This is a genomic window from Christiangramia sp. (assembly GCF_029937855.1).
GTDB lineage: Bacteria > Bacteroidota > Bacteroidia > Flavobacteriales > Flavobacteriaceae > Christiangramia.
Map to the genome: position 1 here is coordinate 9,275 of NZ_JAPYPC010000001.1, position 12,709 is coordinate 21,983.

A 12,709-nucleotide genomic window follows, 5' to 3' on the forward strand; every position below is an offset into this window, starting at 1 on the left:
GTTCGTTGTTCAATTCTTTTCTCGTAATCTTTCCCTTGAAAAATTCTTTGCACAAAAATCCCAGGGATATGAATCTGGTTCGGGTCAAGCTCTCCGGGTTCTACCAGTTCTTCTACTTCAGCTACGGTAACTTTCGCAGATCCGCACATTACAGGATTAAAATTCCTCGCGGTTCCTTTAAAAATTAAATTTCCTGCCCTATCCCCTTTCCAGGCTTTTACAAAGGCAAAGTCGGCTTTAAAAGCTTCTTCCAGCACATACATTTTACCATCAAATTCCCTGGTTTCCTTTCCCTGGGCTACTTCGGTACCGTAACCGGCAGGTGTATAGATTGCGGGAAAGCCCTGTTGTGCAGCCTGACATCGAGCAGCCAGGGTTCCCTGCGGAATCAATTCCACATCAAGCTCCCCGCTTAACATCTGCTTTTCAAAAATGGCGTTCTCACCTACATAAGAAGACACCATCTTATCAATTTGTTTTTTATGAAGTAATTGTCCAAGGCCAAAATCGTCTACCCCGGCATTATTAGAAATACAGGTAAGCTTTTTAACATTAAGACGAACAAGTTCGGAAATGGCATTTTCAGGAATTCCGGACAACCCGAAACCGCCAAGCATAAAAGTCATTCCGTCCTCAACGCCTTTTAAAGCATCCTGTACATTATCAACCGTTTTTATGATCATTTTTTCAGAATTTTACCCGAAAATACGAAAATAAAAATGTGGTCACAACGAAAGATGGTCGCGAAATATATTATAGATAAAAATACGTGTTGATTTTTGTGAAAACCCTAAAAATCGAGTTCATCTGGCACCGAATCATCAGAATTCTGATCAGCAGCATAATTAGCACAATTCACTTCGATACTTAAATTTTCAGGACGTTCAAAACCTTCTTTGGAGACCTTAAGCTCTTCATTGGCGTACACATCTTTCATATACATTCCCCAAATAGGCAGGGCCATAGTAGCTCCCTGGCCGTAAGTAATCGATGGAAAATGTACAGATCTGTCTTCAGCACCCACCCAGACTCCCGTGGCAAGATTCGGAACCATTCCAATAAACCAGCCATCACTCTGGTTTTGGGTAGTTCCCGTTTTCCCGGCAATTGGATTTTTAAAGTCATAGGGATATCCGGTTACAGCTCTTTCATAATCCTGCCTGCCCTTTGCCCAGGTACCTCTAAGACGAATGCCTGACCCGGTTTGAGTTACACCTTCCAGTAAACTAGTGGTCACATAAGCTGCTTCTTTGCTAAGCACATCACGGGTTTCGGGCACATGTTGATAAAGTACCGTACCATTTTTATCTTCTATACGATTTACCAGTACAGGTTTTACATAAACCCCCTGGTTTGCAAACGTGCTGAAAGCAGAAACCATTTCGAATAAACTTAGATCTGCCGTACCCAACGCGATCGAAGGAACTTCCGGAATATTGGAAACATCTACTCCTAATTTTTCAGCCAGGTCAATTACCGGCCCAGGACCGGTTTTATCAATAAGCCGTGCGGTAACCGTATTTACAGATTGCGCTAACGCGTCTTTAAGAGAAATCATTCCTTCATAACCGCCGTTACCGGCATTCTTTGGAGCCCAGTCATTTTGATTGTTATGTTTTCCTGCTTCAATAGTAAATCTTGCTCTTGGTAATGTGTCACAAGGTGAAAATTTTAACTGGTCTATAGCCGTGGCATATACAAAGGGCTTAAAGGTTGAACCTACCTGTCTTTTCCCCTGTTTCACATGGTCATATTTAAAATGCTTAAAATTGGTACCTCCAACCCAGGCCTTTACTTCCCCTGTTTGAGGCACCATAGACATCATGCCGGCCTGAAGGAAGGATTTATAATAAAGAATGGAATCACGCGGAGTCATAACTGTATCTATGGTTCCTTTCCAGCTAAAAACACGCATTTCTGCATCTTCGGTAAAAGATTTCCTTATTTCTTCCTCAGATTTACCCTGAGCCTCCATTTTTCTCCACCTTTCAGAACGCTTCATGGCACTTTCCACCAGGCTTTCCACTTCGGTTTTATCAATATCCCTAAAAGGCGCGGTAGAATTATTCTCATTCTGGCGGTCAAATTCCTTTTGAAGATGAGAAATATGTCTTGTTACGGCATCTTCAGCGTATTCCTGCATTTTAGAATCGATGCTAGTGTAAATCTTTAGTCCGTCTCTAAAAAGGCTGTATTCACTTCCATCCGGCTTGGGATTTTCTTCGATCCATTCCCTCATGAATTTCTGAAGATATGCCCTGAAATAGGTAGCCATCCCTTCATCGTGGCCTTCGGGGGTAAAATCTATCTTCATAGGTAATTTCTGAAGGGAATCCATTTCCTGTTCAGAAATATAGCCGTTACGATTCATCTGCTCAAAAACCTGATTCCTCCTAGATTTAACCAGTTCTGGCCTTCTCATAGGATTGTATAATGCAGAATTCTTAAGCATCCCCACCAAAACCGCAGATTCTTCAATTTTTAAATCCCTCGGCTCTTTGTCAAAATATATTTTGGAAGCAGAACGAATCCCCACTGCCTGGTACACAAAATCATATTTATTAAAATACATCGTTATGATCTCTTCCTTGGTATATTGCCTTTCCAGCCTTGTAGAGATCACCCATTCCTTTATTTTCTGAAAAACTCTTTCAAAATTATTCTGTGCAACATCTTCGGTAAAAAGCTGTTTTGCCAACTGTTGGGTAATCGTGCTCGCACCACCTCTGGTTCCTAAATAAACCGCAGCCCTTACCGTTCCTTTTGCGTCTATTCCCGCATGCTGATAAAAACGCTCATCTTCAGTAGCTATTAATGCCTGCACCAGATGCTCGGGAAGGTCTTCATACTTTATGGGAGTCCTATTTTCGCTATAATATTTACCAAGGGTTTCGCCATCTGAAGAAAATATTTCCGTAGCCAGATTTGTTTCGGGGTTTTCCAGCTCTTCGAAAGTCGGCATTTTTCCAAATGCGCCCCATCCTGCGAGTAAGAAAACAAAGATGGCTATCAGAATTCCTATTCCGAATAGCGTCCAGAAGCCTACGATATATTTTCTATTGCTATGCGTAGGTTTCTCATTTTTTTTTGGTGTGCGAGCCATTTTATATCACGAAAATTAATTGTCACTTTTCTCTATACGGAATCCAACATCGGTGATTCCTTCTAATTCCTGAATTCCGTCTACTTCCCCATTCTTACGCATCGCCTGCTGGATACTTACTTTGTAGGTTCCGGACTCCTCGAATTTTACATTTTCCTTATACCAGAGTTTATTCTCCTTTACATCACCAAAACCTGTGCCGAGCCATTCGCCGTCTGGTTTGGTCATTTTATATTCCAGGGTATCGCTTATCACCTTTCCCTGCGGAAATTTTATCTCAGTGATCAGGAACAAATTGCTATACTGATATTCGTTGTTGTTCCTCACATTGATAAATAAGTCATATACCTGTGTGGAATCTATATTTTTCAATTCAAAATTAACCAGGGAATCTTTATGCCATCCACTTAAAGATTCATATTCATCATAAACCCGATCACGGTCACAGGATGAAAAGATGACTATTACTAAAATCAAAGAAGAAACAGCTAAGGCACTACGCATTTTTAGACTTTGAAGTATTTCCTTTACGTTTTTTCCTTTTCTTATTCTTATTGTTCCTTCGCTTATGATGCTGCTTTGGCTTATCAAATCTGGTAAGGCTGTCTTCGCCAATTCCATTATTGAAACTTTTCTTATCGCTTTCTTCCAGTTGAAGATCTAAGGCATATTCCTCCAGGCTTCCAACCGATTCGTCCTTCTTATTTTTAGCGATTATTTTATTCGCCTGTTCCGGTGTAAGGGTATGCCAGTTCATCCATTCCCCTTCATAGGCATACCAAAGAAGGCCTTTAAAAATGTCGATTTTCTGACAAACGGCTGTTCCCTTCTTCGTCTTTAACTTAACGTCGCTTTTTGGAAAAGATTTTAATGCTTCCAGATAAGTATCCAATTCGTAGTTTAAACAGCATTTTAATTTACCGCATTGCCCCGCTAATTTCTGCGGATTCAAAGATAATTGCTGATATCTGGCTGCTGAAGTACTTACCGATCTAAAGTCTGTTAACCAGGTAGAACAGCATAATTCACGACCACAGGAACCAATCCCTCCCAGTCTTGCAGCTTCCTGACGAAGGCCAATTTGCTTCATTTCAATACGTGTATTGAATTCACGCGCAAATTCCTTGATCAATTGCCTAAAATCTACACGATCTTCAGCCGTATAATAAAAAGTACATTTTGAAGCATCTCCCTGAAATTCAATATCACTGATTTTCATACTGAGTTTCAGCCTGATGGCGATCTGTCTCGAGCGTTGTTTGATCTTTTCTTCCCGGTCACGGGCTTCCTGCCAAACATCAATATCTTTTTGAGAAGCTTTTCTATAGATCTTTAAAATTTCCGGGGAATCAGGGTCTTCCTTTTTCTTCTTCATCTGAACCCTCACCAGTTCCCCGGTAAGACTTACGATCCCAATATCATGACCCGGACTGGCTTCTGTAGCCACCACGTCACCGATACTCAAACTTAAGTTTTCAGTATTTTTAAAGAAATGTTTACGACCGTTCTTAAAACGGACTTCAACAAAATTGAAAGGTTCTGCACCTCCCGGAAGAGACATATTTGAAAGCCAGTCGAAAACGGTGAGTTTATTACACCCATCGGTTCCACAGGTTCCATTATTCTTACATCCTTTTGGCTGACCGTCTTTGCCGGTCGAGCAACTTGTGCAAGCCATATATTATATATATTGAGGAAGTCGCTTTTGTACATTTATAAACATCATTCTGTCCCGCCCATTGGCGTTTTTGCAGAATCTCCTTCATCTTCATTGGCAATTTTTCAGCCTAACGTACATTTTTAAAGCTCCTTCTTGAGGTTCATAAAAAATTTTCAACGTAAATATACCAATATTAATTGGCACCACCATTTTAGAAAAGAAACCTATTGCTTAAATCGTAAAACCTCAGACCTTCCTTTTTTAAAGATCTTGTTACTTGCGCCTTTACCTTTGCGAAGCGCTTTTTGCTCTTCATAAGGCAAAGCCGCTATCTCCTTACAATTATCTGAACAACAATCATTCATTTTTTCAGCACATTCTTCACACTGAATAAAAAGTAAGTGACATGCTTCATTTGCGCAATTTACGTGTGTATCACAAGCTTTTCCGCATTGATGACATTGCGCGATCACATCTTCTGAAATTCTTTCAGCACGACGATGATCAAATACGAAGTTTTTACCAATAAATTTATTTTCAAGCTTTTGTTTTTCTACCTGCCGGGTATATTCAATAATCCCTCCTTCAAGCTGAAAAACATTCTTAAACCCGCGATGTTTGTAATAAGCACTGGCTTTCTCACATCTAATTCCGCCGGTACAATACATCACCAGGTTCTTATCTTCCTTATGCTCCTTAAGATCTTTCTCTATGATAGGCAACGAATCGCGAAAAGTATCTACATCTGGAGTGATCGCTCCCTGAAAATGCCCAATTTCACTCTCATAGTGATTTCGCATATCTACCAGCACCGTATTAGGATCATTAATCAATTCGTTAAATTTCAAAGCATCCACATGAATACCTTTATTAGTAACATCAAAAGTATCGTCATTCAAACCATCAGCAACGATCTTATTTCTCACCTTTACTTTTAATTTAAGGAAAGATTTGATATCGTGCTCAATAGCGATATTCAAACGAACATTTTCCAGAAAATAAATATTATCTATAAAGGCTTTGAATTCATTAAAACGTTTTGCGGGTACAGAAAGCTGGGCATTAATACCTTCATTAGCCACATAAATTCTTCCCAGAACGTCCATCTGGTCCCAGGCAATAAATAAATGATTCCTGAATAATTCGGGGTTTCCGATCTTTGCGTAAGCATAGAAAGAGAGCGTAAGCCTGTCTTCTCCGGCTTCTTCTAAAAGGGCTTCTCTTTCTTTAGCGCTCAATTTATTGTACAGTTGCATGCTATACCAATATTTTAAGTGTTAAAGAAAATTTTTGCAAAGATACATTTTTCCATAAATAACCTAAAGCAATTAGGAAAGATTACATCTCATCCAAATTTTTGGAATTATTCCATAAATCCTTCATAAGTTTTATTGTATTGCAGCAAAACTTATCTTATTTTAGCACACCTTATTTCATATTATAAAACACATTAATGAGCAACGATAAAGAAAAAGAAGCGAAATTAAAGGCGCTTAAGCTTACACTGGATAAGATGGATAAAACCTACGGAAAAGGTACCGTCATGAAAATGAGTGACCAGGTTGTGGTAGATGTAGATGCTATTTCTACCGGTTCTTTAGGCCTTGATCTGGCCCTTGGTGTTGGAGGATATCCAAGAGGAAGGGTGATTGAGATTTACGGTCCTGAATCTTCAGGTAAAACAACCCTTACGTTGCATGCTATTGCTGAAGCTCAGAAAAAAGGGGGAATCGCTGCCTTTATTGATGCTGAACATGCCTTTGATAGATTTTATGCTGAAAAACTGGATGTAGATATAGATAATCTTATTATTTCGCAACCGGATAACGGGGAGCAGGCCCTTGAAATTACAGATAACCTGATCCGTTCCGGAGCGATTGATATTATTGTAATTGATTCAGTTGCCGCTCTTACTCCAAAAAGTGAGATCGAAGGGGAAATGGGGGATTCCAAAATGGGTCTTCATGCCAGACTAATGTCTCAGGCACTTAGAAAACTTACCTCCTCCATCAGCAAAACCAACTGTACGGTTATTTTCATTAATCAGTTAAGGGAAAAGATTGGTGTTATGTTCGGTAATCCAGAAACTACTACCGGTGGTAATGCTCTTAAATTTTACGCTTCGGTTAGACTGGATATTAGAAGATCTACCCAAATAAAAGATAGTTCTAACAATGTGATGGGGAATAAAACCCGCGTGAAAGTTGTAAAGAACAAAGTAGCACCGCCATTTAAAACTGCTGAATTCGATATTATGTACGGAGAAGGTGTTTCCAAAATTGGAGAGATCATCGATATTGGCGTAGATTATGAGATCGTGAAAAAAAGCGGTTCATGGTTTAGTTATGAAGATACCAAACTGGGACAGGGACGTGATGCAGTTAAAATTTTACTGAAAGACAATCCAGATCTCATGGAGGAACTCGAAGAAAAGATCAAAAATGCGATTAAAGTCGCAAAAGAATAAACCAGTAAGAATCCCCTTTCGGGGATTTTTTTTTGCTTTGTACGCAACCATTCCAGTTAAAATGCATCTATAGTACAAACGCAAATATTTTATGAAAAGACTGATTTTCGCCATAATGGCTTTGATTATGATGAGTAGCTGTTCTATAGATGACGACGCATCGAACACTACCTATGAGTTGGCAGAAATTACCGGAAATGACCTGCCTGATAATTTTATACTTGGTGAAACTTATGCTGTAAATGTGGAATATACCCTGCCTTCCGCTTGCAACTCGTTTGCAAGATTAGATGCGAGCAGAGGGGGTTTAGCTGGCAACGAGAAAAGACAAATATATGTGGGTATAGTTTCTGTATTTAACGATGCTAATAATTGTGACCCAAATACACCCGGGGCAGAAGGCTCAAGTAATTTTTCTATTACAATAGATGAAACTGAAGATTATACCTTTTATTTTTGGACCGGGACAGATAGTAATAATGAGCCTATATATTCAGAAATAGTTGTTCCCGTTCAGGATCAAGTTTCTTCTGAAAATTAAAATTGAAGTGAAATAAAATAAAGATTTTTGTGGGTTTAAAAGACCTCATTCGCCGGTGTAAAAAAAATGATAGGGGTGCACAGGAGGAGCTTTATCGCATATATGCGGCAAAGCTTTTTGGTGTTTGCCTGAAGTATTCAGGAAATTACCAACAGGCGGAAGATAACCTACAGGATGGATTTGTAACCATCTTCGATAAAATCGTTCAATATAAAGATGAAGGCTCTTTTGAAGGCTGGATGAAACGTATTTTAATCAATACCGCCTTACAAAAGCACAGACAGCAAAAAGTATACGGCATCACTAATGAAGATCGCCTGCAGGAAGAAGAGGCTGAAGTAGAAACAGAAGAGCTTTCAGTGGATTTTCTACTAGCCTGTATTCACAGTCTGCCGGACAGATATCGGCAGGTTTTCAGCATGTATGCCATGGATGGTTATTCTCATCGAGAAATTGCCGACCAGTTAAATATATCTGAAGGAACCTCAAAGTCTAATCTTGCCAGGGCAAGAATGGCTTTAAGAGAAAAAATAGAAAAAGAGAATATAAACAGAAATTCGGCTCAATCGTCATGAAAGAAAAGAAAAGCATAGACCGGATTTTTCAGGAAAAATTCAAGGATTTTGAAAAGGAACCCCCTGAAAAAGTGTGGGACAACATCGCTTCAAGACTGGATAAAAAAGATAAAAAAAAGCCCCTCATTATTCCTATATGGTTTAAGATAGGCGGAGTGGCAGCTGTTTTAGCGATTATACTGAGCAGTCTTCTTTTTATCGATGTTCAGGATCCTGTTTCGGGAGAACCGGGAGTAGTTTTTGAAAAACCTGAAGAACCAACAAATAAGCAGGAAGATTCGAAGGATACTTTACAAAAAGAGAATAAAACAGATGATCCTGAAGCTTCACTTGCTGCAGATGAAGAAGATCCTAAATCTAAAACTGGTGGACAAAATTCTGCTTCAGGAAATAATTCTTCATCAACTTCAGAAGGAATCGCTAATACAAATAATTCGTATAAAACAACAAATAAAAATACCAATCCTGGTGATCAATCTAATTCCGAAGCAGTAATTGCAATCAATGAGCAAAAAACAAATACGACTTATGAAAATTGGGAAACCAAGAATCCTTCTGGATTACATAAAATAAATCCTTCCGGTAATATTGTCCAATCGGACTCTGTTAAAAAAGATTTTCTTATAAAAGAAGAGAATGCACTGGCACAGGTAGAAGAAGAAAAGAAAAAAACTGAAAATGAAGAAGAAGTCATAGCTCAGGCAGATTCTAAAAAAATGGAACTTTCCACCTTCGCGGCACCAGTATTCTATAAAAATATTGGCGGCGGAAATGAGTTATCAAACCAATTATCCAATAACTCAACCTCGTCTCAAGTTACTGTATCCTACGGTATGAAAATAGCTTATAAAATATCTGACAGGTTTAAGATTAGAACCGGCATTAGCAAAATTGATATCAATCAAAATATTCAGGATATTTCCTACTCTCCCACGGCCTTATCTGTAGGATTTGAAAATATAAGTTCGGTAGAAGATAATGTGCAAATTAGGGATAATTCCCCTACTCCTTCAGAAAATGGTCTGCCCATGGGGGAATTAGACCGGAATAATTCTTTATCTACTTCAGTTTTTACTCCCGGAGAGATCAAACAACAATTTGGCTATATCGAGGTCCCACTGGAAATGGAATACGTTTTAATAGATAAACAATTTGGCCTGAATATTATTGGTGGCGGTAGTAGTTTATTTTTAGATAACAACAGGGTTCAATTAGTTGCAGGAGAATCAAAAACAGATCTTGGTGAAGCTACCAATATTAATAATACTAGTTTTAGTACAAATATTGGTGTTGGCATGGACTATAAACTTACTGATAAGTTCAGCATAAGTGTAGAGCCTATTTTTAAGTATCAGATAAATGCCTTTGATAGAGTTGATAATGTACAACCGGTAAACTTTGGAATATATTCCGGTTTAAGTTTTAATTTTTAAGAAATTGTTGGTTGGGTGAGTTCCTGATAGATGATTTTAAATACTTGATCTCTCAATGGTTTTCTTTCTGTCGCTTCCAGGCCTTTGGTACAGAGAAAGTTATGAATCTTCACCCTTAATTTTCCCGGGCTACCAGTATGGAACTTATAGGAAAATCGTTTTTTCGTATCATGGAAGCTTATGGGCACTACGGGAATTTGATGCTCTATAGCCAATCTAAACGCGCCGTCTTTAAATTGATCTAAAACGATTGACTGATCCTCCGGAACTCCACCTTCCGGAAAGATGCAGATACTATTTCCCTGCTTCAACCGGCGCTGCGCCTCTTCAAAAGCTGCCATCCTGCTTTTTTGACTCTTTCGATCCACCAGAATACAGGTACGACGGTAAAAGAATCCGAAAACGGGAATTCTTCCTAACTCTATTTTTCCAATAAAAACAAAAGGTTGTTTGACCACTGCCAGCATCAACATGATATCCAGCATAGAGGTATGATTTGCGACCAGCATATAACTCCTGTCTTCTTCTAAATTCTCATCAGCTTCAGTTTTAATATAAAATCCCATTCCATAAATAATAATTGCAGCCCAAATCCTGGCGCAGACAAAAAATTGCGGATAAAATTTTTCAGAAGAAGTAAAAACAATGAGAAAGGGTAACATAATTATAATTGGCACTACCATTAAAATATAGAACCAGATGCGCCATAATAGAATTGCTGCCGTTTTAATAAAACTCATAGTCTCCAAAAGTAACAAAATGAACCGAGCGAATTCTATAAAAAAATTACCTTTGCAACAAAATTAAAGAAGTCAATGTCCAGAATACTTACAGGAGTACAAAGCACGGGAACCCCACATTTAGGAAATCTTTTAGGAGCTATTTTTCCGGCAATTGAAATGGCGAACCAACCGGATAATGAGTCCTTTATTTTTATTGCAGATATGCACTCGCTTACGCAAATAAAGGATGCTGAAATACTTAGGCAAAACACCTATTCTGTTGCGGCAACCTGGCTAGCCTGTGGTCTTGACATTGAAAGAAGCGTTTTTTATCGCCAGAGTGATATCCCTCAGGTTACTGAACTTTCATGGTATTTAAGCTGTTTTTTTCCATACCAAAGACTCACGTTAGCTCATTCTTTTAAGGATAAGGCAGACAGGCTTGAAGATGTAAATAGTGGTTTGTTCTCCTACCCCATGTTAATGGCTGCAGATATTCTATTGTATGATGCTGAAATAGTTCCAGTTGGCAAAGATCAGCTACAGCATATTGAAATGACCAGGGATGTAGCTTCCAGGTTCCATGCGAAAATGGGGGAAGTATTTGTAATGCCGGAAGCGAATGTACAAAAGGAAACTATGTATATCCCAGGAACAGATGGTGCCAAAATGAGCAAATCCAAGGGCAATACTATTAATATATTTCAAACAGATAAAAAGCTGCGCAAAGAAATTATGAGTATTGATACAGACAGTACCCCACTGGAAGATCCTAAAGATCCAGATACCTGTAATGTTTTTGCTCTTTATAAGATCATGGCTTCAGAAGATCAAATTGCTGAAATGCGTAAAAATTACGAAGCCGGAGGTTATGGCTATGGCCATGCGAAACAGGCACTTTTTGAATTGATCAAAGAAAAATTTCAGGAGGCCAGAGAGAAATATGAATATTATATCAATAATCTTGAAGAGGTTGATAAAGCCTTACAGATAGGATCAGGAAAGGCTAAGATCGTTGCCAATGAAGTTTTGAAAAAAGTAAGGGCCAGCGCTGGATATTAAATTACTTCAAAAAGTTTTCCGGGTAGCGGTCTAATAGCTCCTTTCAATTCCATATTAAGTAGTAAAGTAGCAGCTTTAAAGGTTGGAAAGTTGCAGTTAAGGGCAAGCGTATCCAATTCAGATTTTCCTTGCGTTTGCAGGAATTCGTACAGTTTTTGTTCTTCAAGTTCCAGTTCTATAAAAAGCTGTTTTTGAATCGGTTTTCTTTCTGTCTCGACATCCCAGTTCAGGATATAAGCAAGATCTGCTGCAGAGGTTAAAACATGGGCGCTTTGAGCTTTAATAAGATTATTACAACCAGTACTGTATTTATCTGAAGGTCTTCCCGGCACAGCAAAAACTTCCCTATCGTAAGAATTTGCGATATCTGCCGTCACCAATGCCCCTCCTTTTTCGGCACTTTCAATCACAATAGTAGCCTCGCTCAAGCCTGCAATAATTCGATTTCGTTTTAGAAAATTGTTACGTTCAAATTTATCTGTGCTCCAATAATCTGTAAAAAACCCTCCATTCTCCTCTATCTCTTTCATATATTTTTTATGGGATTTAGGATAGATCTGATTCAATCCATGCGCCAGGCATCCTACAGTCTGTAATCCATTTTTTACTGCTGCTTTATGTGCTGTGATATCAACGCCGTAAGCAAACCCGGAAATAATTACAGGATCTAATGCCGCAATATCTTCTATAAATGATTTGCAAAATGAAATTCCCTGTGGAGTAATTTGCCGTGTCCCCACAACACTGATAATTTTCTTTTTCTGAAGATCAATTTTGCCCTTAGAGAATATTAAAATTGGTCCATCCAAACAGTGCTTTAATTTTTCCGGATAATTTTCGTCTTGAAAGTAATGGGTTTGAATATTATTTTGATCTATAAACTTCAACTCCGCTTCAGCTGCCTTTAGGTGTTTGGAGTCATATAATTCCTGAATTCTGATTTTACCAATACCATCAATTTTTAAAAGATTGGCTTTCTTTTCCTTAAAGATGTTTTCTGCAGATTTGAATTTACCGAGAAGTTTTTTTGCGGTTGTATCTCCCAGGTTTGTAACATGTTGCAGTGCCAGGTTATAAAATAAATCTTCAGAATTCATCCAGGTTAATTTGATTAAAATTACAGAAAAAAACATTTGTTAATAAATT

Annotated in this window: 12 protein-coding genes; 5 read left to right on the forward strand and 7 right to left on the reverse strand. The window is 38.5% G+C overall.

Annotation, left to right across the window (positions count from 1 at the left end):
- The 5 genes from Q1K34_RS00060 to Q1K34_RS00080 form a co-directional block, all read right to left on the reverse strand.
- On the reverse strand, nt 1–683 hold a 683-nt coding region (locus tag Q1K34_RS00060; protein ID WP_300433621.1), incomplete at its 3' end, for a CoA transferase subunit A.
- A 107-nt stretch (nt 684–790) separates the two neighbouring features.
- Nucleotides 791–3,103, reverse strand: a complete 2,313-nt coding sequence (locus Q1K34_RS00065) for a transglycosylase domain-containing protein (RefSeq protein ID WP_300433622.1) — start codon at nt 3,101–3,103, stop codon at nt 791–793.
- Nucleotides 3,104–3,118: 15 nt separating this feature from the next.
- The gene (locus tag Q1K34_RS00070; protein WP_300433623.1) at nt 3,119–3,607 is read right to left on the reverse strand and encodes a gliding motility lipoprotein GldH; all 489 of its coding nucleotides are present in this window, start codon (nt 3,605–3,607) and stop codon (nt 3,119–3,121) included.
- Nucleotides 3,600–4,781 (reverse strand): regulatory iron-sulfur-containing complex subunit RicT, encoded by a 1,182-nt coding sequence (locus tag Q1K34_RS00075; RefSeq protein ID WP_300433624.1) that lies wholly within the window; start codon nt 4,779–4,781, stop codon nt 3,600–3,602. The genes Q1K34_RS00070 and Q1K34_RS00075 overlap by 8 nt, the downstream gene beginning before the upstream one ends.
- 206 nt (nt 4,782–4,987) lie before the next feature.
- Nucleotides 4,988–6,019, reverse strand: a complete 1,032-nt coding sequence (locus tag Q1K34_RS00080) for a rhodanese-related sulfurtransferase (protein ID WP_300433625.1) — start codon at nt 6,017–6,019, stop codon at nt 4,988–4,990.
- Nucleotides 6,020–6,216: 197 nt separating this feature from the next.
- On the opposite strand from Q1K34_RS00080, the gene recA reads away from it, so the two are divergent.
- The 4 genes from recA (at nt 6,217) to Q1K34_RS00100 (ending at nt 9,779) form a co-directional block, all read left to right on the forward strand.
- Nucleotides 6,217–7,230, forward strand: coding sequence for a recombinase RecA (gene recA / locus Q1K34_RS00085; protein WP_300433626.1), 1,014 nt, complete (start codon nt 6,217–6,219; stop codon nt 7,228–7,230).
- A 91-nt stretch (nt 7,231–7,321) separates the two neighbouring features.
- Nucleotides 7,322–7,771, forward strand: coding sequence for a hypothetical protein (locus Q1K34_RS00090; protein WP_300433627.1), 450 nt, complete (start codon nt 7,322–7,324; stop codon nt 7,769–7,771).
- Nucleotides 7,772–7,800: 29 nt separating this feature from the next.
- Nucleotides 7,801–8,346, forward strand: coding sequence for an RNA polymerase sigma factor (locus tag Q1K34_RS00095; RefSeq protein ID WP_300433628.1), 546 nt, complete (start codon nt 7,801–7,803; stop codon nt 8,344–8,346).
- The gene (locus tag Q1K34_RS00100; protein WP_300433629.1) at nt 8,343–9,779 is read left to right on the forward strand and encodes a hypothetical protein; all 1,437 of its coding nucleotides are present in this window, start codon (nt 8,343–8,345) and stop codon (nt 9,777–9,779) included. Before Q1K34_RS00095 ends, Q1K34_RS00100 begins: the two co-directional genes overlap by 4 nt.
- On the opposite strand, the gene Q1K34_RS00105 is transcribed toward Q1K34_RS00100, so the two are convergent.
- Nucleotides 9,776–10,519, reverse strand: coding sequence for a lysophospholipid acyltransferase family protein (locus Q1K34_RS00105; protein ID WP_300433630.1), 744 nt, complete (start codon nt 10,517–10,519; stop codon nt 9,776–9,778). The two genes, Q1K34_RS00100 and Q1K34_RS00105, sit on opposite strands and share 4 nt — an antisense overlap.
- Nucleotides 10,520–10,594: 75 nt before the next feature.
- On the opposite strand from Q1K34_RS00105, the gene trpS reads away from it, so the two are divergent.
- A complete protein-coding gene (gene trpS / locus Q1K34_RS00110) occupies nt 10,595–11,563 on the forward strand; it encodes a tryptophan--tRNA ligase (RefSeq protein ID WP_300433631.1) in 969 nt (322 codons plus the stop codon).
- On the opposite strand, the gene dprA is transcribed toward trpS, so the two are convergent.
- Nucleotides 11,560–12,660 carry a DNA-processing protein DprA gene (dprA, locus tag Q1K34_RS00115; protein WP_300433632.1) on the reverse strand — a complete coding sequence of 367 codons (1,101 nt, stop codon included), beginning with the start codon at nt 12,658–12,660 and terminating at the stop codon, nt 11,560–11,562. The genes trpS and dprA overlap by 4 nt on opposite strands.
- Nucleotides 12,661–12,709 lie beyond the last annotated feature (49 nt).